Raw genomic sequence first — 21,558 nt, 5'->3', positions numbered from 1 at the left:
TGGCCCGGCGCTACTACCGGGTGGCATGCGAACTGGTAGTGCCGGCCGCTGGCAGGCAATCCCACGGGGTCGGCCCCTTTTCCAGCGGAAAGGGCCCTGGCCCCCGCGACGAACCGTTCAACTATCCGGCGCTAAGATCGGCGCCATGAACGAGCCCATCCTGCTTCCCCGCGACATTGCCCACGACGCCCGCGACTGGTCCGACCTGCAGCGGGCGGTGACCCTGCTGGAAGCCCCGACCCTGACTGCGCGCATGGCCAACCTGGTCGGCACGCCGCTGGAGTTCGCGGTGAAGGCGCTGCCCAAGGCGGTCTCCGGCCGCATCCACGGGGCGGTGCAGGCGGCGCTGTCCAAGTCGGCGCAGGCGGCGCTGTGGAGCATGGACAACACGCCCGGCAAGGGGGCGTCGACCCGCTGGCACAAGGTGGCCGCCGCGACCTCGGGCGCGGTGGGCGGGGCCTTCGGCTTCGCGGCCTTGTTCATCGAGCTGCCGGTGTCGACCACCATCATGATGCGTGCGGTGGCCGACGTGGCCCGCAGCGAGGGCTTCGACTTGTCCGAGTTCAGCACTCGCCAGGCCTGCCTGGAGGTGTTCGCGCTGGGCGGCAACTCGCCGCGCGATGATGCCAGCGAGACCGGCTACTACCTGGCCCGCGGCTTCACCACCGATGTGATGCGCCACCTGTCGGCCGAGTTGGCCGGGCGGGTGGTGACCGGCCGCGACCTGACCCTGGGCGTGGCGCCGAAGGAAGCCGGCAAGCTGCTGGCGAAGATGGTGGAAAAGGTGGCGGCGCGCTTTGGCGTGGTGGTGACCGAGAAATTCGCCGCGCAGGCAGTGCCGATCGTCGGTGCGGCCGCGGGTGCAACGCTGAATACCATGTTCACCGATTACTACCAAGACATGGCGCGCGGTCACTTCATCGTGCGTCGGCTGGAGTTGAAGTACGGGGAAGACGTGGTGCGCAGCTGCTATGACCGCGTGGCGCATGGCGGGGCGTTGATCGAGCCCATGCTGTAACCGGCTTCGGGGTCAGAGCCCTTTGCGTTGCAACGGGATGCGACCCCGGTTGCGCGCGGGGTCGGATCCCGTTCCGCAGGAAGGAGTTCTGACCCCCGGCCGGCCATCCTTGCCTCGGGGGAACAATTGTTTTGCCCGCGCATGCCTGTTGCGTGGCAGCAGGCATCCCCATCCTTTACGGCACTCCCCCGCAAGAGATTGCCGCCATGTTGTTCACTCCCCACCGCCTGGGCGCCTTGACCCTGCCCAACCGCATCGTGATGCCGCCGATGACCCGGTCGCGTTCTGCCGACGGCAACGTCGCCACCGCGGACATGGCTGCGTACTACGCGCAGCGTGCGAGTGCCGGCCTGATCGTCAGCGAAGGCACCCAGATCAGCCCGCAGGGCCAGGGCTATGCCTGGACCCCGGGCATCCACAGCCCGGAGCAGGTGCAGGGCTGGCGACAGGTGACCGACGCCGTGCACGCTGCTGGTGGCCGCATCTACGCCCAGCTGTGGCATGTGGGTCGGGTCTCGCACGTCGCGCTGCAGCCCGGTGGTGCCGCGCCGGTGTCGTCGTCGGCGCTGCTGGCCGAAGGTGTGAAGGTGTTTATCGACCCTGCCGGCGCTGGCCCGGAAGCGGGCGTGGGCGAGATGATCCAGCACTCGATGCCGCGCGCGCTGGCCGAGGACGAGATTCCGGGCATCATCGCCGACTATGCACAGGCCGCCCGCAATGCACTGGCCGCCGGCTTCGATGGCGTCGAGCTGCACGGGGCCAATGGCTACCTGATCAACCAGTTCATCGACTCGCAGGCCAACCAGCGCACCGACGGCTATGGCGGCTCGCTGCAGAACCGGCTGCGTTTCCTGCGCGAGGTCGTGCAGGCGGTGACGGCAGTAGCCGGTGGTGACCGCGTCGGTGTTCGTCTGGCGCCGCTGACGACGTTGCAGGGCGCGGTGGACGATACGCCGCAGGCCACCTATCTGGCCGCGGCGCACCTGCTGGGTGAGCTGGGCGTGGGTTACCTGCATATCGCCGAAGCCGACTGGGACGATGCACCGCTGATGCCGGTGGCGTTCAAGCAGGCGCTGCGCATGGTCTACCCGGGCACCCTGATCTACGCCGGCAAGTACACCGCCGAGCGCGCCGAACAGGCACTGGCTGAAGGCTGGGCCGACCTGATCGGCTTCGGTCGCCCGTTCATCGCCAACCCGGACCTGCCGGAGCGCCTGCGTCTGGGTGTGGAATTGAACCCGCCGGATCGGGCGACGTTCTTCGGCGGTGGTGCGGTCGGGTTCACCGATTACGCGACGCGGGAAGAGAGCGTCGCGGCTTGATCCTGGAGGCTGCCGGCCAGCGGCCGGCACTACCGGTGCATGGGCCATCGGTCGGCATTACCGGCGTATGGAGATGGGGTGGGTGCCGACCGTTGGTCGGCACTCCCGGTCAGGGCTTGTCGCGCACCAGTGCGTCGGCCTCGACCACGCCGCCATCCTTGCCATGCAGGTACAGGTGCATGTCCTGCTGCGGATACGGGATGTTGATGCCGGCCTTGTCGAAGCCAAGCTTGAGCTGTTCCAGCAGCGTGACCTTGGTACCGAACCAGTCGGCCGACTTCACGTAGCAGCGGATGCCAAGATTGATCGCGTGCGCGCCCAACTCATACACCACCACGTCCGGTGCCGGTGTCTGCAGCACGCGCGGGTCGGCCTTCATCAACGCCAGCGCGGTGTCGCGCGCCAGCTGGATGTTGTCTTCATAGCCGATGCCCACCACCAGTTCGACGCGGCGGGTTGGCTCGGCGGTGAGGTTGATGATCGGCGCAGCGGTGATCAGCGTGTTCGGAATGGTGGTGTGCTGGTTGTCGGCACCGGTGATGACGGTCTGGAAGATGCGTACTTCGCGCACCGTGCCGGTCTGTCCGGCCACTGTCACCACATCACCAACGCGGAAAGGACGCAGTGTCACCAGCATCACGCCCGAGGCGATGTTGGACAGCGAATCCTTCAGCGCCAGGCCCACCGCCAGGCCGGCGGTGCCGAGCACGGCCAGCAGCGGGGTGATCTGCACCCCCAGCGTGCCGATTGCCAGCACCACCACGATCACCAACGACGCGGCGTACACCACGTTGCGCAGGAAATTGCCCAGCATCGGGTCCACGCCCATGCGCGCGGTGGCGCGTGGCATCGCATTGGACAGGCGTCGTGCCACCCACATGCCGACCAGCAGCACCACGATCGCGGCCAGCAACGGTACGCCGTAGGTTTCCAGCAGGCGCTCCCAGTCGAGCGAATGGAACCAGGGCGTTGCGGCGGGGGCGGGTGCGGCGGCGGCGATCATGCGGAAATCCTTTGCTGCGGGAGAAGTCTGCGCGGGGCAGGGCGTACGTGGACGCCAGAAACACGAAGCCCCGCAGAGGCGGGGCTTGCGTGCAGCAGCAGTATGGGCCGACGCCGATGAACACGACGTCAGCCCATCACGGCATCAGCCGTTGGCCTTCAGCTTGGCCAGACGCAGCCAGGTGTCGACCACGGTGTCCGGGTTCAGCGACACCGACTCGATGCCTTCCTGCATCAGCCACTCGGCCAGATCCGGATGATCGGACGGGCCCTGGCCGCAGATGCCGACGTACTTGCCCTTGGCACGTGCCGACTTGATCGCCATCGACAGCAGCTTCTTCACTGCCGGGTTACGTTCGTCGAACAGGTGCGCCACGATCGACGAATCGCGGTCCAGGCCCAGGCTGAGCTGGGTCAGGTCGTTGGAGCCGATCGAGAAGCCGTCGAAGATCTCCAGGAACTCATCGGCGAGCAGTGCGTTGGACGGCACTTCGCACATCATGATGATCTTCAGGCCGTTCTCGCCCTGCTTCAGGCCGTTCTGTTCCAGCACCTCGATGACCTTGCGGCCTTCTTCCAGGGTACGCACGAACGGAATCATGACCCACAGGTTGTCCAGGCCCATTTCGTTGCGCACGCGCAGCACGGCCTTGCATTCCAGCGCGAAGGCGGCCGAGAAGCTCGGGTCGACGTAACGGCTGGCGCCGCGGAAGCCGATCATCGGGTTCTCTTCGTGCGGCTCGTAGTTGCTGCCGCCGATCAGGTTGGCGTACTCGTTGGACTTGAAGTCCGACAGGCGCACGATCACGGCGTTCGGGGCGACCGAGGCGGTGAGGGTGGCGATGCCTTCGGCCAGGCGGTCCACGTAGAAGCTGACCGGATCACCATAGCCGGCGATCTTCTCGTCGATCTTCTTCTTCGTCGCTGCGTCCTGGCGGTCGTATTCCAGCAGCGCATTCGGGTGGATGCCGATGTGGCTGGCGATGATCATTTCCAGGCGGGCCAGGCCGATGCCGGCGTTCGGCAGCTGGCCGAAGTCGAAGGCACGTTCCGGGTTGGCCACGTTCATCATGATCTTCAGCGGTGCCGGCGGCATGTTGCCCAGATCGGTGGTGGTGCGCTCGAAGCCGAGCTTGCCTTCGTAGATGAAGCCGGTATCGCCTTCAGCGCAGCTGACGGTGACCAGCTGGCCATCTTCGATGACCTTGGTGGCGTTGCCCGAACCGACCACGGCCGGCACGCCCAGCTCGCGCGCGATGATCGCGGCGTGGCAGGTGCGGCCGCCACGGTTGGTGACGATGGCCGAAGCGCGCTTCATCACCGGCTCCCAATCGGGATCGGTCATGTCGGCGATCAGCACGTCGCCCGGCTGCACGCGGTTCATGTCATCCAGCGTCTTGACCACGCGGGCCACGCCCGAGCCGATCTTGGCACCGACGGCACGGCCTTCGGCCAGCACGTTGCCGCCCTTTTCAGTCAGCGCGAAGCGCTCGATCTGGGTGGCATGGCTGCGCGACTTCACCGTTTCCGGGCGCGCCTGCACGATGAACAGCTTGCCGCTGACACCGTCCTTGGCCCACTCGATGTCCATCGGGCGGCCGTAGTGCTTTTCGATGACCAGTGCCTGCTTGGACAGTTCCTGCACGTCCTCGTCGCTGATCGAGAAGGTGTTGCGCAGTTCGACCGGGGTGTCCTCGATCCTGACGCGCTCACCCGGAACATCCGAATACACCATGCGGATCGCCTTGCTGCCGAGCGAGCGGCGCAGGATCGCCGGCTTGCCGGCCTGCAGGGTGGGCTTGTAGACGTAGTACTCGTCCGGGTTGACCGCGCCCTGCACGACCATTTCGCCCAGGCCGAAGGACGAGGTGACGAACACCACGTCGCGGAAGCCGGACTCGGTGTCCAGGGTGAACAGCACGCCGGAGGAACCGACGCCCGAACGCACCATCAGCTGCACGCCGGCGGACAGGAACACGTCCTCATGCTTGAAGCCGTGGTGCACGCGGTAAGCGATGGCGCGGTCGTTGTACAGCGAGGCGAACACTTCCTTGACCTTGTGCACGACGTCGTCGGCACCGGTGACGTTGAGGAAGGTTTCCTGCTGGCCGGCGAACGACGCATCCGGCAGATCCTCGGCGGTGGCCGAGGAACGCACGGCCACGGCCACGTCGCCGCCGCCGTTGTCGGCGCTCAGCTTGGCGTAGGCGGTGCGGATGTCCTGGTCCAGCTGCGGCTGCAGCGGAGCGTCGATCACCCAGGTGCGGATTTCCTTGCCGGCGGCGGTCAGCGCGTTGACGTCCTCGACGTCCAGCGTGGCCAGCTTGTCGAAGATGCGCTTGGACAGATCGTTGTGCGCGATGAAGTCCTTGAAGGCTTCAGCGGTGGTGGCATAACCGCCCGGCACCGAAACGCCCAGACCGGCGAGGTTGCCGATCATCTCGCCCAGCGACGAATTCTTGCCGCCTACGCGGGCCAGATCGGCCAGACGCAGTTCGTGCAACCACAGGATGTTCTCGTTCAAGCGCGATGCTCCGTTTGGCCATCGCCCGAGGCGGGCTGAGTGGCCGCGTCCGTAGGAAGAAGCCGATATGATGCCGGGCAGAGCACCGTCGGCACAAGCTTGTGCTGGCGGCCTTTTTAAGCTTCGTAGGGGGTAAAAGCGCGCATGTCGACCATCCGTCCGGTGTTCTACGTTTCCGATGGAACCGGTATCACCGCTGAAACCATTGGGCATAGCCTGCTTACCCAGTTCTCCGGGTTCAGCTTCATTACCGACCGCATGTCGTTTGTCGACGACCCCGAAAAAGCGCGTGAAGCCTGTGCCCGGATCCAGGCGGCGGGGGAGCGGTACCAGGTCCGGCCGATCGTGGTGAACTCCTGCGTGGACCAGAGCCTGAGCCTGATCCTGGCCGACAGCGGGGCGTTGATGCTGGATGTGTTCGCGCCGTTCATCGAGCCGCTGGAGCGTGAACTGGCCAGCCCGCGCCTGGCCCGGGTCGGCCAGGCCCACGGCATGGTCGATTTCGACACCTACCACCGTCGCATCAACGCGATGAACTTCGCCCTGACCCATGACGACGGCATCGCGGTGAACTACGACGATGCCGACGTGATCCTGGTGGCGGTGTCGCGCGCCGGCAAGACGCCCACCTGCATCTACCTCGCCCTGCATTACGGGGTGCGCGCGGCCAACTACCCGCTGACCGACGAAGACCTGGAAAGCGACCGCCTGCCGCCGCGGCTGCGTGCCTACCGGCGCAAGCTGTTCGGCCTGACCATCGACCCCGACCGCCTGCAGCAGATCCGCCAGGAGCGCCGCCCGAACTCGCGCTATGCCAACCTGGACACCTGCAAGCGCGAGGTGGCCGCGGCCGAGACCATGTTCCGCATGGAGCGGATCCCGACCCTGAGCACCACGCATACCTCGATCGAGGAGATTTCCAGCAAGGTGCTGGCCACGCTGGGGCTGCAGCGCGAGCTGTATTGATCCGTGCGCCACGACCAACGGTCGTGGCCTACCTGGGGGGGGCGGGCGTTGCCCCTCCTCCGCGGTGGGTATCGACCGTTGGTCGATACCGAGCCCCTTTGGTCGGGACGATCCCGCCCCCACGTTGAAGCACCAACGTGTAGGATCGACCCATGGCCCAAGCCTCGCCCCGCACCGAACGCATTCCCCGCCTGAGCCGGCTCAGCTGGCTCATGGGCCTGTACGCGGAAAACTACCGCCATCTCGTGCGCCTGTTCGAACCGGCCGGACTGGTGGCGGGCAGCTACATTTCCTCGATCGGCGACGGCCTGGATGTCCGCCTGGACGTGATCGAGTGCCACCGCTACACGGTGGAACTGCGCCTGACCTACGACCTGGCCGACCCGGTCACCGGTGAGCCGGATCCCTCGGCATATGTGCGCCTTTACCGTGACGCGCGCCAGGCCGAGACCACCCACTGCTACGTCGGTCGTCGCTGGCAGGACACCATGGGCCTGTATCCGCCGCCGGCGGAGCTGATCAGTCACCGCATGCGGATGAACACCTTCCTCGGCAAGTGGCTGGAATACCTGGCCGAGCGTGGCCACGGTGTCGCCACCCTGCGCCGCGATCCCGACGGCGCCGGCACGCCCGCCGAGCGCCGCCTGTCGCTGGTGCGCTGATCGGCCATAATCCACGGCTGACCTGCCGCTGGATGCTGCCCCATGCCGTATACCCCGATCGTCGCCACCCTGGGCTATGTGCTGTCGCCCGATCGTCGCCAGGTGCTGATGATCCACCGCAACACCCGGCCCGGTGACCATCACCTGGGCAAGTACAACGGGCTGGGCGGCAAGATCGAAGCGGACGAGGATGTGGCGGCCAGCATGCGCCGCGAGATCGCCGAGGAAGCCGGCATCCACTGCACCGGCATGCACCTGCGCGGCACCATCAGCTGGCCGGGCTTCGGCAAGCACGGCGAGGACTGGCTGGGCTTCGTGTTCGTCATCGATGGATTCGAGGGCACCCCGCACGGCGGCAACCACGAGGGCACGCTGGAGTGGGTGGACCTGGACAAGCTGGACACGCTGCCGATGTGGGAGGGCGACCGCAACTTCCTGCCGCTGGTGTTCGACGCCGACCCGCGCCCGTTCCACGGCGTAATGCCGTACAAGGACGGTCGCATGGTCAGCTGGTCCTACAGTCGACTGTGACCCGACGAATCGGGTGGGAGCCAACCTTTCGGGTAGCTGCCACCCTTGGTTGGCACGCTCCCCTGGCTGGTTAATACCCGGGCAATATTGACTCTCGCAAATTACCCGGGCAATATTCGCGCATCACCTCTGATGCCATTGCCATGCCTGCGTCCCGACTTCCTCCCTTCAGCTGTTTCGACGGCCATCGCCTGGTCGCTTCCGGTACCCCGGAAGTTGCTGCGCTGGCGTTGAAACAGCTGCGTGCCGACAACGCCGCCGGTCCGCTGCTGGTGTTCGACAACGCCAGCGGCCGAACCCGCGATTTCGACACGCGCGGCAGCGACTCAGAACTGCTGGCGCGGGTGACCGAGGCGTTTCCCGCCGCCATGGAGGCGGAGGCCGACGCCACTGCCGAAGATGCACCCGCAACCCCGCGTGGCCGTGGCCGCCCAAAGCTGGGCGTAGTCGCCCGCGAAGTGACGCTGTTGCCGCGCCATTGGGCGTGGCTGGCCGAACAGCCGGGTGGGGCCTCCGTGGTGCTGCGCAGGCTGGTGGAAGCGGCCAGCCGTGCCGGTGCCGACAAGGACCGGCAGCGCCGCCACAGCGAGCGCGCCTATCACTTCCTGCAGGCCATCGCCGGTGACCTGCCGGGCTTCGAGGAGGCCATCCGCGTGCTGTTCGCCCACGACCGCACGGGCCTGGAAGCGGCGCTGCATTCCTGGCCCGAGGACGTGCGTGACCACGTCCTGCGCCTGGCCTTCGAAGACGCTGACGGCTGAGCCATCGCGCCGTTGCTGAGCGACGGCGTCATCTGATCGCGGGCCGCGGCCCGCTTCCCCTGTGCTTGCTTTGCTGGCGGAAACGCCGGGCAGGGCGGCGCCTTGCCCAGAGAACCCCATGAGCACCCCTGTACATCCGATACCTCCGGCAGCACCCCCGCTGTGGCGCACCTACCTGACGCTGCTGCTGCCGATGCTGCTGACCAATGCGCTGCAGCTGGCCGCAGGCACGCTGGACAACATCTATCTTGGCCACCTGCTTGGCACACAGGCGGTGGCTACGGCCGCCGCGTTCTTCCCGGTCTTCTTCCTGCTGCTGGCCCTGGTGATGGGCCTGGCCACGGGCGCAATGGTGTTGATCGGCCAGGCCTGGGGCGCGGGCCGGCCGCAGCAGGCACGCGCGGTGGCTGGCAGCGCGGTGGCGCTGATCCTGCTGTTGTCGGCGCTGGTGATGGTCCTGGGCGGCGGTTTCGCGCCACAGCTGCTGGTGGCGCTGGGTACGCCGGCAGCGGTCCTCAGTGAGTCCATCGTCTATGCACGCGTGCTGCTGCTGGCGGCCCCGGCGTTCTTCCTGCTGTGGCTGACCACCGCCGTGAGCCGTGCAGTGGGCGATGCGACGTCGCCGCTGCATGCGCTGCTGCTGGCCACGGCGGTCGGCCTGCTGTGCACGCCGCTGCTGATCCTGGGCGGGGCCGGCCTGCCGCAGCTGGGTTCGGCCAGTGCGGCCGTATCCGCGGCGTTCGCGTCGCTGCTGGCACTGGCCTGGTTGCTGTGGCGCTGGCGTCGGCTGGGACATCCGCTGGCGCCGGGCCGTGACCTGTTGCGCGCCATCCGTTTCGATGGCGCGATCATCCGCGCGATGCTGCGCATCGGCGTGCCGTCTTCATTGCAGATGCTCAGCCTGGCCATTGCCGAGATCGTGTTGCTGGGCTGGATCAACCGCTACGGCTACACGGCCACGGCTGCCTACGGTGCGGTCAACCAGTTGATGAGCTGGGTGCAGCTGCCGGCGATGTCACTGGGCATTACCGCCACCATCCTCGCGGCGCATGCGATGGGCGCGGGGCGTACGGCACGGCTGCCCGCCATCGCCCGCACCGGCGTGCTGCTTGGACTGGCGATGCTGAGCGCGGTGGTGCTGCTGGTGATGGTGCTGGCGCCCTGGCTGACTGCGCTGATCCTGGTGACGACCGAAGCGCGCGAACTGGCCACGCTGCAGTTGCGCACGGTGGCGTGGGGCGTGCTGGCGATGGGAGGCAGCACCGTGCTGGTCGGGGTGATGCGCGGCAGCGGCACGGTTTTGCTGCCCTCGTTGCTGGGCATGGCGGCGGTACTGCTGCTGGAGCTGCCGCTGGCGATGTGGTTGCAGGCGCGGCATGGGCTGGCCGGCGTGTGGTGGGCGTGGCCGCTGGGGTTGCTGGCGATGCTGGTAATGCAGGTGTTCTGTTTCGCGCGTTGGCGACGACGGGTGCAAGGCGGGTAATACCGACCGCTGGCCGGCAACCCGGAACGGTTGGGGCAGCCGGCCAGCGGCCGGCTCTACCACGCGGTCGGATCGTTGCCGTCGCGGCGGCTGCGGTGGGCTGGCCATTGGTGATGCAGGTGTTCTGTGTTGCTCGTTGGTGGCGCGTGCAGGTTGGGTAGTGCCGGCCGCTGGCCGGCAACCCGGAACGGTCGGGGCAGCCGGCCAGCGGCCGGCTCTACCACGCGGTCGGATCACAGCCGTTGCGGCGGCTGCGGTGGGCTGGCCATTGGTAATGCAAGTGTTCTGTGTAGCTCGCTGGCGGCCGGTGCAGTCCGGGTAGTGCCGGCCGCTGGCCGGCAATCCGGAACGGCCGGGGCAGCCGGCCAGCGGCCGGCTCTACCACTTCAGCGCCGCTGTGCCAGCAGCAGGTGGAAGTGCTTGTCGCGGGTCTGGCCGTCATTGCCGCTTGCGGTTTCGCGGTGGCTGCGCCAGGCCGAGACGCGGAAGCCGGATACCCGCAGGGCCAGCTCCACCGCGTCCAGTTCATGCAGCTGGAAGTCGGTGGCGAACGGCAGGCTGCGCATGAAGGCGGCATCGCCAAAGGCCAGGCACAGGCGGCCGCCCCGGCGCAGCACCCGCGCCAGCTCGTCCAGCACCGGGGCCAGGTTTGGCCAGAAGTACAGGGTATTGACCGCCAGCGCCGCATCCATCGAGGCATCGCTGACCGGCAGGGCATGGGCGTCGCCGAGGCGCAACGTGGCACGGTCGCCCAGCCCGGCGGCGCCCAGGCGCTGATTGCCGGCCTCGACCATGGCAGCGGACAGTTCGATCCCCAGGTACTGGCTGTCGGCGGCGTGCAGAAGCTCGGGCGCGAAGGCGGCGTTGCCGGGACCGATCTCCAGGATGCGTTCGCCTGCCGACACCGCCAGCAGGCCGATCGCCGCGCGGTTGAGCGCGCCGTTGCTGCGATTCATTGAATCGGCCACCGCCAGTGCGGCGTCGCCATGGGGCTGCCGCAGCTGCGCGGCCAGGGAGGAGGCATCCAGCATCGTCATCGTCGTCCGTCGGTGGGTTTCGGACGTGGCGGCGGCGGGCCCGCCGGTGACCATAGCGCCGACTCTGCGGCTTGGGAAGTAGGGAAACCCCGCGGAAGGGTGATGAGGAAATGTCCACCGTCGCAGTCGGTGAGATCTGGTTGTCCACAGGGGGTGTGGATTACGCGTGGGCAACTTTGTGGATAAGCCGCGACAGGCGCCACCCCCCTAGGCTGTCAAGATGGGTGGCGAAAAATTCACCGCCGGTGACGACGGGTGAGGGAGCGGTGAAGGATCGGCCCCGCCAGCGCTGTCGCCAGCGGCGGCGCTCGCGGTAACCTGTGGGCCTTGATGCTCCGTGAGACCCCATGAAACGTCACTTCTCGATGCTGCGCGAATTCCAGCTGGCCGACTGGTTCACCCTGGCCAATGCTTTCTGCGGCACCGGTGCGGTGTTTGCCGCGATGCGCTTCCTGCAGGATGGCGAGCGCGGCTACCTGCTGTTCGGCATGGCGCTGATCCCGCTGGCCTTCATCTTCGACGCCCTCGACGGGCGCATCGCGCGCTGGCGCAAGTCCAGCTCGACCCTCGGCCGCGAACTGGACTCGCTGTCCGACGTGATCTCCTTCGGCGTGGCACCGGCAGCGCTGGCGTATGCGTGCGGCATGCAGGGCGGCTGGGACTGGCTGGTGCTGAGCTACTTCGTCTGCTGTGGCGTCAGCCGCCTGGCACGCTACAACGTCACCGCCGAGGCGCTGGCCGGCGACGAGGGCAAGGTCGCGTATTTCGAGGGCACCCCGATCCCGACCAGCCTGCTGCTGGTGATCGTGCTGGCGATCGCCGCCGGTACCGATGCCATCGGTCAGAACATCTGGTTCGGCCAGTGGCAGATCGGCCCGTGGCAGCTGCACCCGATGGTGCTGTTGTTCGCCCTGTCCGGGTCGCTGATGATCAGCAAGACCCTGCGTATCCCCAAGCCATGAGCCAGCCCTGCGGAGGCCTGCGATGACCAGCTCGGCCCACGACGCCGGCAGCAGTGATTTCGAAACGCTGGCCCGGCAGTACTTCGGCGCCTGGGGCGATGCCCTGCGCCATGCGAGCACGCCCGGCGCACCGGCCGGTGACGATCCCGGCAGCTGGCAGCGGTTGTTCGACTGGTGGGGCCAGCTGCTGCCCGAACAGGCGCATGGCGCGCCGGAAGATGCCGTGCGCCGGTTCCGCGAACAGGCGGGCAGCTGGTACGGCACCATGCAGGAAGTCGCCGCACGGTTTGCCGGCCGCGACGCCAGTAGTGCCGACGTCGCCCAGGCCTGGCGCGAAGCGGTGCAGGGGCAGGGTGACGGCATGCTGCAATGGATGCTGCAGGGCGCCCGTGGCAGCACCCACGCCGGCGCCGCGGTTCCGGAGTTCGCCGCCTGGCTGCAGCAGTTCCAGCTGCAGGCCGGCCCGTGGCTGCAGAGCCCGGCGTTCGGGCCCGGCCGCGAGCACCAGGCGCGCTGGCAGGCCCTGCTGCGTGCGCAGGAGGAATACCAGCAGCATTCGCGCGCATACGTCGATCAGATCAAGCAGGCGCTGGACGAGGCCTTCGCACTGTTCGAGCAGCGGCTGGCCGAGCACGAGCAGCCCGGCAGCCAGCTGACCAGTGCCCGCGCGATGTTCGACCTGTGGATTGAAGTGGCAGAAGAGGCCTACGCCAAGGTCGCCATGTCCGAGCCGTTCCAGCAGGTGTACGCCGCGCTGGGCAACGCACAGATGCGGCTGCGCGCCGGCCTGCAGCGCGAGGTGGAACAGATGAGTGAACGGATCGGCCTGCCGACCCGCAGCGAGATGGACGCCGCACACCGCCGCATCGCCGAGCTGGAGCGCAGCCTGCGTCGCCTGCAGGCACAGGTGGTGGCCATGGCCGGTACGGGCGAGGTCGATCCGGTGGCGCAGCCGGCACCGGCGAAGGTGAAGCCTGCCCCGCGCAAGGCCGCGAAGAAGGCCGCGCCGGCAAAGAAGGCTCCTGCGAAAAAGGTGTCTGCGAAGAAGGCGCCCGCGAAAAAGGCTGCACCTCGCACTTCCACGCGGGCGCGTGACCGATGAAAGGACCGCTGGGCTTCAACGCCGATGACCTGATGCAGGAAACCCTGGCCATGCAGCGCAAGCTGATGGAAGGGCTGAAGCTGCTGCCACAGGTGGAAGACGTGGACTATGGCGTGACCGCGCGCGAGGAAGTCTGGCGCGACGGCAAGGTGGTGCTGTACCGCTTCGTCGGCGAGCAGGCGCCGACCCGGCGCTCGCCGCTGCTGATCGTCTATGCGCTGGTCAACCGGCCGTACATGGTCGACCTGCAGGCCGATCGTTCGCTGGTGCAGAAGCTGCTGGCGCTGGGCCAGGATGTCTACGTGCTGGACTGGGGCTACCCGGATCGCTCGGAGCGCTTCCAGACCCTGGAGGACTACCTGCTGCGCTACATCGATGGCGCGGTGGATGCGCTGCGCGCGCGCAGTGGTGGCCCGGTCGACCTGCTCGGCATCTGCCAGGGCGGCGTGTTCGCGCTGTGCTACGCCGCGCTGCGCCGGCAGAAGCTGGGCAAGCTGATCACCATGGTCACCCCGGTTGATTTCCAGACCGCCGACAACATGCTCTCGCACTGGGCGCGGCAGGTGGACGTGGACCTGCTGGTGGATACGCTGGGCAACATCCCGGCCGACCTGATGAATGCCAGTTACCTGATGCTCAAGCCGTTCCGCCTGAACGTGCAGAAGTACGTCGGCCTGCTCGACATCCTCGATGACAAGGCGGCGCTGGAGGATTTCCTGCGCATGGAGAAGTGGATCTTCGATTCACCGGACCTTGCGGGCGAGGCGTTCCGCGACTTCATCAAGCAGTTCTACCAGGGCAACGGGCTGGTGAACGGCACAGTGCGGATCGGCGAGGAAGCGGTGGATCTGTCGCAGGTGACCTTGCCGGTGCTGAACATCTATGCCGAGCAGGACCATCTGGTGCCGCCGGATGCCTCGCGCGCAATGCGTGGACGCCTGGGCACCGAGGATTACACCGAGTCCAGTTTCCGTGGCGGCCATATCGGCATCTACGTGTCCGGCCGCGCGCAGCGCGAAGTGCCGGCCACGATCGATGGCTGGCTGAAGGCGCGCGACCTGTAGAGTCGAGCCATGTTCGACTGACTTGGGGGGATGATGACGTACCGGATTTGGTTGATTCTTGCGGCCCTGCTGGCAGCGCCCCTTGCCCACGCCGCACCCAGTGCGGATGCACGGCGGGAGATCGCCCAGCTGATCTCCAGCCTGGACGGCTCCCAATGCCGGTTCCAGCGCAATGGCAGCTGGTACGACGGCAGCGATGCGCGCGCGCACCTGCAGCGCAAGTACGACTACCTGCTGAAGAAGGACATGGTGGACAACGCCGAGCAGTTCATCGAGCGCGCCGCCAGCCAGAGCAGCATGAGCGGCAAGCCCTATCGCATCCAGTGCCCGGGGCAGCCTGAACAGACGGCAGCGGCCTGGTTCGGTGCACGCCTGCAGGCATTGCGTCACCGCACGCCGTAGACACGGCCCGGGTGTAGAGTCGAGCCATGCTCGACTGGTTCTGTCCGCAAGCCGAGGAGACGCCGCCATGAACACCACGCCCAAGACGCTGTCGCGCTCGCTGAACGACCGCATGATTGCCGGCGTGATGGGCGGCATCGCCCACCGCTTCGGCTGGAACCCCACGCTGGTGCGGATCGTGTTCGTGCTGGTCTCGATCGGCTCGGCGGCTTTCCCCGGCATCCTGGTCTACCTGATCCTCTGGTTGCTGATGCCGAACGAGGCCGATTGAAGACGGCTCCGGAGCCCTGGCCGGTCTGGCTGCGCGCGCTGCAGGTGCTGGGCGCGGCATGGGCGTCCCCCAATTCCCTGCTCGGCCTGATCGGTGGCCTGGCCGGCATGCTCGGCGGCGCGACGCTGCGTTGGAGCGGGCGGGACTGCGCCCTGGTGTTCGACCGCTGGCCGTGGGGGCCGGGCGGGGCGATCACGCTGGGCAATGTGATCCTGCATACCGGCCATGACCTGGGCATTTCCTGCCGCACCTATGCGCACCAGGCCGGGTGGGGCGTGGAGCCGCTGATCCGGCTGGACGACCACGAGCGCGCGCACGTTTACCAGTACATGGTGCTGGGGCCGCTGTACCTGCCGGTGTACCTGCTGTGCGGCGGGGTGAGCGCGCGCAATCCGTTCGAGCGCGCGGCGGATCATTTCGCCCGGTTCGGGCGTGGCTGGTGGCCGTAGGTTCCAGCCAACGGCCCAGCCCCTCGTGGCTTGGTCGCGGAATGCCTGCTTCCTGGGGGCTGGCCGGGTGGGTGGGGCTGGCGGGGACGCCGTGAACCCATCCATGGGGGCTTAGCCGCGGCATCCATGCCGCGGATACCCCGCCAGCCCCACCCACCCGGCCGCTGACAGTTTCCGTGCGCGCCAGGCCACGGAAGAGAATAAAGAACAGCAGAAGCGGGTCGCGCGCTGCGCTTGCTCGTGAGCCGAACATGGGCTCGGCTCTACAAAAAGCGGCCAGCCAGGCTGCTTTTGCTTTTGATCTTCCTTTTTCTTTTCCGTGGCTGGACGCGCACGGAAACTGTCAGGGGTCGGTCGGGATGGGGTCGCGGGACCGTTGGCGCCATGGATGGCGCCATCGAGCCCCCCATGGATGGGTTTACGGCGTGTCCCGCGAACCCATCCCGCCCGGCCCAATCGCATGAAGCGCATTCCGCGACCAAGCCACGAGGGGCTGCGCCGTTGGCTGGAAACCCCCGATTCGTTAGTCGGAAGTTAAAGATCCGTAAGCATTCTGCTGCGATCCCGCAGTCATCTGCATGCAACCGATCGTCATTAGCCTTCGTGACGTTCCAGTCAGGTTCGACGCGGTAAGCTCTCCCTCGATGAGCTCGCAGCATCGCTCATCGAGTGCAGTACGCAGTAGCAATTTGGAGGAATACATCACATGGCAATCGTTCTTTATGTCGGTGGTAGCAAGGATGGCGAGAAGGGCGTGGTGCCCTACGGCTTCAGCAAATCCCGCGCCGACACCGCGCTGGGGCCGGAGTTCTACACGGAGCGGTTCATGGAACTGCAGGGTGTCGGCAAGGTCCGCCTGATGGCCCTGGAAAGCATGCGTGACGACATCGTCATGCAGCGCGCCGCCCGCCACTACCGCTGACCTTCGCAACACGCGGCAGGGCGCGCCCACCATCGTGCGCCCGCGCCGGCATCCCAGCCCCGGGCCAGTCCGAGCCCTCTCTTCGCCAGGATGCCGGCGTCCACTCCGGCCCCGCCGCTGAACCTCGCCCCCTGTCAATGCCTTGTCCGGCTCCGTCGTGGATTGCCAGAATGGGGTCTTCCCGAAACGCGGCACAGACCTGAAGCAATGCACGACGCCAAGAACGCCCAGAGCGCGCTCGCCCAGCAGATCGCCCAGACCATCGCCGACGAGATCGGCGCCCAGTCCGCCCAGGTACGTGCCGCCGTCGGCCTGCTCGACGAAGGCGCCAGCGTTCCGTTCATCGCGCGCTACCGCAAGGAAGTGACCGGGGGCCTGGACGACACCCAGCTGCGCAACCTGGAAGTGCGCCTCACCTACCTGCGCGAACTGGAAGACCGGCGCGCGGCGGTGCTGGCCAGCATCGGCGAGCAGGGCAAGCTCAGCGACGAACTGCGCAACGACATCCTGGCAGCCGATACCAAGAGCCGGCTGGAAGACCTGTACCTGCCGTACAAGCCCAAGCGCCGTACCCGCGCCCAGATCGCCCGCGAGGCCGGTCTGGAGCCGCTGGCCGACGGCCTGCTGGTTGACCCGACGCAGGACCCGCAGGTCTTTGCCGCCGGTTTCGTCGACACCGACAAGGGCGTGGCCGACACCAAGGCCGCGCTGGAAGGCGCCCGCGCGATCCTGATGGAGCGCTGGGGCGAAGATGCCGCGCTGGTTGGCGAACTGCGCACCTGGCTGGGCGAGACCGGCGTGATCCGCGCCCGCGTGGCCGAGGGCAAGGAAACCGAAGGCGCCAAGTACCGCGATTATTTCGAGCATGCCGAGGCGCTGGCGAAGATTCCATCACACCGCTTGCTGGCGCTGTTCCGTGCGCGCCGCGAGGAGATCCTGTTCCTGGAACTGGACCCGGGCAGCGATGCCGAGGCCGGCCACCAGTACGCCGAGGGACGCGTGGCGCGCAAGGCCGGCATCGCCGACCAGGGCCGTGCCGCCGACCGCTGGCTACTGGATGCCTGCCGCCTGACCTGGCGCGCCAAGCTGCACACCCATCTGCTGCTGGACCTGTTCAACCAGGCCCGCGAAAAGGCCGAAGCCGAAGCCATCGCGGTGTTCGGCGACAACCTGAAGGACCTGCTGCTGGCCGCACCGGCCGGCCCGAAGACCGTACTCGGGCTGGACCCGGGCATCCGTACCGGCTGCAAGATTGCCGTGGTCGATGCCACCGGCAAGCTGGTCGCCACTGACACCATCTACCCGCATGAGCCGCGTCGCCAGTGGGAGCAGTCGCTGCAGACGATCAAGCAGCTGTGCGCCAAGCACAACGTGGAACTGATCGCGATCGGCAACGGCACTGCCAGCCGTGAAACCGACAAGCTGGCCGGCGAAGCGATCAAGGCTGTCGCCAACCCGAAGCTGCAGAAAGTGGTGGTCAGCGAGGCCGGTGCGTCGGTGTACTCGGCGTCCGAGTTCGCGGCCAAGGAGTTCCCGGGGCTGGACGTGTCGCTGCGTGGCGCGGTGTCGATCGCGCGCCGCCTGCAGGATCCGCTGGCCGAACTGGTGAAGATCGAGCCCAAGGCGATCGGCGTTGGCCAATACCAGCACGACGTGGACCAGTACCGCCTGGCGCGGGCGCTGGATGCGCGCGTGGAGGACTGCGTGAACGCGGTGGGTGTGTACGTGAACACCGCGTCGGCCGCGCTGCTGTCGCGCGTGTCTGGCCTGTCTTCCACCGTGGCCGAGAACATCGTGCGCCATCGTGACGACAACGGCCCGTTCAAGCGCCGCAAGGACCTGCTCAAGGTTGCGCGCCTGGGCGAAAAGACCTTCGAGCAGTGTGCCGGCTTCCTGCGTATCGCCGATGGTGACCAGCCGCTGGACGCCTCGGCGGTGCACCCGGAAGCCTACCCGGTGGTCGAGCGCATCGTGGCCAGCACCGCGCGCCCGATCAAGGCGCTGATCGGTGACGGCAGCTTCCTGCGTGGCCTGAAGGCCGAGCAGTTCACCGATGCCACCTTCGGCGTGCCAACCGTGCGCGACATCCTGAAGGAATTGGAGAAGCCGGGCCGCGACCCGCGTCCGGAGTTCAAGGCCGCGCGCTTCGCCGAGGGCGTCGAAGACATCAAGGACCTGCGCGAAGGCATGGTGCTGGAAGGCGTGGTCAGCAATGTGGCCGCGTTCGGCGCTTTCGTCGATATCGGCGTGCACCAGGACGGCCTGATCCATATCTCGGCGCTCTCCGATACCTTCGTGAAGGACCCGCGCGACGTGGTCAAGGCTGGTGACATCGTCAAGGTGAAGGTGCTGGAGGTGGACGTGCCGCGCAAGCGCATCGCCCTGACCCGGCGCCTGGACGATACCCCCGGCCAGGCCACCAGCCGCCCGGGCCAGCGCGATGAGCGCGGCCAAGGCCAGGGGCCGCGCCGTGACGCGGGCGGACAGAACCGAGGGCCGAACCGCGGCCAGGGTGCTGGCGGCCGTCCAGCCCAGTCTGCGCCGCCGGCCAACAATGCCCTCGCCGAGGCCTTTGCCCGGGCCAAGCGCAGCTGAGGATCGTGCCCCCCGTCACGGTTGATCCGGGGCGGGGGACTTGTCGGTTTTCCCCGTGATTGCGCACACTTGCGCCTGAGGGGGGCGTTTGGCCTCCCCGCTGTCGCTGGGGAGGGCCATGACGCCAGCACGACCCGCCATCTTCGTTGCAGGCCGCAGCGTTCCGCTGCGGTCGGCGCCTGCCCGTGCCGGCAGGGGACCGGATTGATGCCGGGCCAGGGTAGCCACGGCAATGGACTGCTGGAGCGCCGCCTGCAGGAGTTGGCGGAAGAGCGTCGTCGCCTGGCGATGATCATCGACGGTACCGCTGCGGGGACCTGGGAATGGAACGTGCAGAGCGGCGAGATGCGGGTCAACGCGCGCTGGGCCGAGATTGTCGGTTACCGCCTGGATGAGCTGGAACCGATCTGCCAGAAGACGTTCCTGAAGCTGGTCCATCCCGATGACATCGCGCTGTCCGATGCGGCGCTGGATGAGCATTTCGAAGGCCGCACCGACAACTACGCCTGCCTGCTGCGCATGCGCCACAAGAACGGGCAGTGGATCTGGATCCAGGACCGCGGGCGGGTCTTCGAATGGGACGGGCAGGGCAAGCCGTTGTGGATGGCGGGCGCGCATGCCGACGTCACCGAGCTGCAGCAGGCGAGGCAGGACGCGGCCGAGACCCGGCAACGCCTGCAGGCCGTGGTCGATGCGTCCGATGAGGTGGCGGTGATCGCCACCGATACCGATGGCACCATCACCCTGTTCAACACGGGGGCGGAGCGCCTGCTGGGCTACAGCGCGGCGGAGGTGGTCGGCCAGCGCCGGCTCGACGCCTTCCACGATCCAGCCGAACTGAAAGCCTGGTTGCAGCCGCTGGCCGACGCTGATGGCAATCTTCCCGGCGTGTTCGAGGCGCTGAGCGCGCGTGCCGACGGGCAGACCTACTCGCGGCAGTGGACGCTGCTGCGCAAGGATGGTCAGTCACGCCAGGTGCGCCTGTCGATCAGCCGCATGGAGAGTGCTGATGGAGCGCGCATCGGCTACGTCGGCATGGCCATCGACATCACCGAGATCCTGCAGGCGCGCGCTGAGGCACGGCTATCGGCGGAGAAGTTCGCGGGCGCCTTCACGTCTGCGGCGCTGGGCATGGCCCTGGTCTCGCTGGAGGGACGCTGGCTGGACGTCAACGACGCGCTGTGCCGGATCCTGGGCTACCCGCGCGAAGAGCTGCTGCAGGTCGATTTCCAGCGGCTGACCCATCCCGATGACCTGCAGACCGACCTGGCCCTGGTGCAGGACCTGCTGGCCGGGCGACGCAGCCACTACCACCTGGAAAAGCGCTATCTCGACCGCGACGGCCGCATCATCTGGGCGCGGCTGTCGGTGTCGCTGGTGCGCAACGAGCACGGCGAACCACTGCATTTCGTGTCGCAGATCCAGGACATCACCGCCCAGCGCAGCAGCGAGCAGCGCCTGTTCGAGAGTGAACAACGCAGCCGCATCACGCTGGATGCGGTGGCCGACCTGGTGCTCAGCGTCAGCCTTGATGGCCGCATCGACTACGCCAACGCGGCCGCGGTGCGCACCCTGGCCGGGGATGGCGCGTTGTCGCTGGCCGGGCACAAGGTGCAGGACGTGCTGGCGCTGACCACCGAGTACGCGCCCGGCTCGGTACTGGATGTGTCGGTGCTGCTGGACCCGGAGAGCAATGCGGTGGACCTGCACGCCGACCTGCTGCTGCGGCTGGGCACGGCAACGGTGCCGGTGGACCTGACCCGCGCCTGGCTGCGCGATGACGAAGGCCATGTGCGCGGCGCGGTCTGGGTGCTGCGTGACGATACCCAGCAGCGTGCGCGCCAGCGCGAAGCCCGCCACCTGGCCGAGATCGACCCGTTGACCGAGCTGAGCAACCGTCGCGGCTTCGAGGTGCACCTGCAGCAGGCGATCACCCGCGTCGAGCGCACCGGCCAGGCCGCCTCGCTGATGTACATCGATCTGGACCGCTTCAAGCCGGTCAACGACACCTGGGGCCATCTGGCCGGCGATGCCGTGCTGTGGGCGGTGGCCAGCGTGCTGCGCCATGGCGTGCGCGATTCGGATGTGGTGGCGCGGTTGGGCGGTGACGAATTCGCGGTGATCCTGTCCGGTTGTACGCCACGTCGTGCGGCCCGTATCGGCGGTGAACTGCTGCATACGCTGGCCTCCCTGTCGATTCCCTGGGACCAGGACCGGCTGCGGATCGGTGCCAGCATCGGTATCGCGCCGCTGGCCGGCGGCATGAGCGTGGACCAGGCGGTGGCTGCGGCCGATGCCCAGTGCTACCGGGCCAAGGCGATGGGCCGCAACAACGTGCAGGTGCAGGGCGAGCTGTCCGAGCTTCCGGGTGAGGACGGCGAACCGGGCTGAACCGGCCCGCACCACGGGGATGGATGAAGGATGTTTCATTTGCCCGCGCCGGCTGATTTGGCGAGCATGGGCCAGTCTGGACTTCAGCGGTGCC

At 67.5% G+C, this 21,558-nt stretch carries 19 protein-coding genes; 16 read left to right on the top strand and 3 right to left on the bottom strand.

The genetic code is table 11. The annotated features are described in order from the left end of the window. Positions 1 to 145: 145 nt before the first annotated feature. Complete coding sequence (locus AB1281_RS11385; RefSeq protein WP_430345955.1) at positions 146 to 1,018, top strand: EcsC family protein; 873 nt, start codon at positions 146 to 148, stop codon at positions 1,016 to 1,018. Between the two features lie 206 nt (positions 1,019 to 1,224). Beyond that, positions 1,225 to 2,340 (top strand): alkene reductase, encoded by a 1,116-nt coding sequence (locus AB1281_RS11380; RefSeq protein ID WP_430345954.1) that lies wholly within the window; start codon positions 1,225 to 1,227, stop codon positions 2,338 to 2,340. Positions 2,341 to 2,449: 109 nt separating this feature from the next. Here the strand turns inward: AB1281_RS11380 and AB1281_RS11375 are convergent, their stop codons facing one another. Together AB1281_RS11375 and ppsA are read right to left on the bottom strand one after the other, a co-directional pair. Further along, positions 2,450 to 3,343 carry a mechanosensitive ion channel family protein gene (locus AB1281_RS11375; RefSeq protein WP_110712725.1) on the bottom strand — a complete coding sequence of 298 codons (894 nt, stop codon included), beginning with the start codon at positions 3,341 to 3,343 and terminating at the stop codon, positions 2,450 to 2,452. A 144-nt stretch (positions 3,344 to 3,487) separates the two neighbouring features. Then, positions 3,488 to 5,866, bottom strand: a complete 2,379-nt coding sequence (ppsA, locus tag AB1281_RS11370) for a phosphoenolpyruvate synthase (RefSeq protein WP_049444262.1) — start codon at positions 5,864 to 5,866, stop codon at positions 3,488 to 3,490. A 144-nt stretch (positions 5,867 to 6,010) separates the two neighbouring features. Here ppsA and ppsR point away from each other — a divergent pair, with 144 nt between their 5' ends. The 5 genes from ppsR to AB1281_RS11345 all read left to right on the top strand — a co-directional run bounded on the left by ppsR (position 6,011) and on the right by AB1281_RS11345 (position 10,269). Beyond that, entirely contained in the window at positions 6,011 to 6,832 is an 822-nt protein-coding gene (gene ppsR, locus AB1281_RS11365; protein WP_014037622.1) for a posphoenolpyruvate synthetase regulatory kinase/phosphorylase PpsR, read from the top strand. A gap of 152 nt (positions 6,833 to 6,984) precedes the next feature. Continuing rightward, positions 6,985 to 7,494 (top strand): DUF1249 domain-containing protein, encoded by a 510-nt coding sequence (locus AB1281_RS11360; RefSeq protein ID WP_032956108.1) that lies wholly within the window; start codon positions 6,985 to 6,987, stop codon positions 7,492 to 7,494. A 42-nt stretch (positions 7,495 to 7,536) separates the two neighbouring features. Beyond that, positions 7,537 to 8,025 (top strand): NUDIX hydrolase, encoded by a 489-nt coding sequence (locus tag AB1281_RS11355; protein WP_430345953.1) that lies wholly within the window; start codon positions 7,537 to 7,539, stop codon positions 8,023 to 8,025. Between the two features lie 143 nt (positions 8,026 to 8,168). Then, positions 8,169 to 8,786: a DUF2239 family protein gene (locus AB1281_RS11350; RefSeq protein ID WP_430345952.1), complete on the top strand. Its 618-nt coding sequence runs from the start codon at positions 8,169 to 8,171 to the stop codon at positions 8,784 to 8,786. Between the two features lie 118 nt (positions 8,787 to 8,904). Then, a complete protein-coding gene (locus AB1281_RS11345; RefSeq protein WP_430345951.1) occupies positions 8,905 to 10,269 on the top strand; it encodes an MATE family efflux transporter in 1,365 nt (454 codons plus the stop codon). 386 nt (positions 10,270 to 10,655) lie between these two features. Here AB1281_RS11345 and AB1281_RS11340 read toward each other — a convergent pair whose 3' ends face one another. Further along, positions 10,656 to 11,306: a class I SAM-dependent methyltransferase gene (locus tag AB1281_RS11340; RefSeq protein WP_430345950.1), complete on the bottom strand. Its 651-nt coding sequence runs from the start codon at positions 11,304 to 11,306 to the stop codon at positions 10,656 to 10,658. Between the two features lie 347 nt (positions 11,307 to 11,653). On the opposite strand from AB1281_RS11340, the gene AB1281_RS11335 reads away from it, so the two are divergent. The 9 genes from AB1281_RS11335 to AB1281_RS11295 all read left to right on the top strand — a co-directional run bounded on the left by AB1281_RS11335 (position 11,654) and on the right by AB1281_RS11295 (position 21,464). Next, positions 11,654 to 12,268 (top strand): CDP-alcohol phosphatidyltransferase family protein, encoded by a 615-nt coding sequence (locus tag AB1281_RS11335; protein WP_014037616.1) that lies wholly within the window; start codon positions 11,654 to 11,656, stop codon positions 12,266 to 12,268. Between the two features lie 22 nt (positions 12,269 to 12,290). Further along, positions 12,291 to 13,370 (top strand): class III poly(R)-hydroxyalkanoic acid synthase subunit PhaE, encoded by a 1,080-nt coding sequence (phaE, locus tag AB1281_RS11330; RefSeq protein ID WP_430345949.1) that lies wholly within the window; start codon positions 12,291 to 12,293, stop codon positions 13,368 to 13,370. After that, a complete protein-coding gene (gene phaC, locus AB1281_RS11325; protein WP_430345948.1) occupies positions 13,367 to 14,434 on the top strand; it encodes a class III poly(R)-hydroxyalkanoic acid synthase subunit PhaC in 1,068 nt (355 codons plus the stop codon). Before phaE ends, phaC begins: the two co-directional genes overlap by 4 nt. 33 nt (positions 14,435 to 14,467) lie before the next feature. After that, positions 14,468 to 14,836, top strand: coding sequence for a YfeK family protein (locus AB1281_RS11320; protein WP_430345947.1), 369 nt, complete (start codon positions 14,468 to 14,470; stop codon positions 14,834 to 14,836). 67 nt (positions 14,837 to 14,903) lie between these two features. Beyond that, positions 14,904 to 15,107 (top strand): PspC domain-containing protein, encoded by a 204-nt coding sequence (locus tag AB1281_RS11315; protein ID WP_014037612.1) that lies wholly within the window; start codon positions 14,904 to 14,906, stop codon positions 15,105 to 15,107. Then, the gene (locus AB1281_RS11310; RefSeq protein ID WP_014037611.1) at positions 15,104 to 15,556 is read left to right on the top strand and encodes a hypothetical protein; all 453 of its coding nucleotides are present in this window, start codon (positions 15,104 to 15,106) and stop codon (positions 15,554 to 15,556) included. The genes AB1281_RS11315 and AB1281_RS11310 overlap by 4 nt, the downstream gene beginning before the upstream one ends. A 706-nt stretch (positions 15,557 to 16,262) precedes the next feature. Next, on the top strand, positions 16,263 to 16,478 hold the full coding sequence (locus tag AB1281_RS11305) for a hypothetical protein (protein WP_006452005.1): 216 nt from the start codon (positions 16,263 to 16,265) through the stop codon (positions 16,476 to 16,478). A gap of 207 nt (positions 16,479 to 16,685) precedes the next feature. Continuing rightward, the gene (locus tag AB1281_RS11300; RefSeq protein ID WP_430345946.1) at positions 16,686 to 19,073 is read left to right on the top strand and encodes a Tex family protein; all 2,388 of its coding nucleotides are present in this window, start codon (positions 16,686 to 16,688) and stop codon (positions 19,071 to 19,073) included. Positions 19,074 to 19,280: 207 nt separating this feature from the next. Then, positions 19,281 to 21,464, top strand: coding sequence for a PAS domain S-box protein (locus tag AB1281_RS11295; protein ID WP_430345945.1), 2,184 nt, complete (start codon positions 19,281 to 19,283; stop codon positions 21,462 to 21,464). The last annotated feature ends 94 nt before the right edge of the window (positions 21,465 to 21,558 follow it).

This window comes from Stenotrophomonas sp. NRRL B-14846 (assembly GCF_050473585.1).
Classification (GTDB): domain Bacteria; phylum Pseudomonadota; class Gammaproteobacteria; order Xanthomonadales; family Xanthomonadaceae; genus Stenotrophomonas.
Note: the sequence above shows the minus strand (reverse complement) of the source record. Positions and strands in the feature narration are given on the sequence as shown.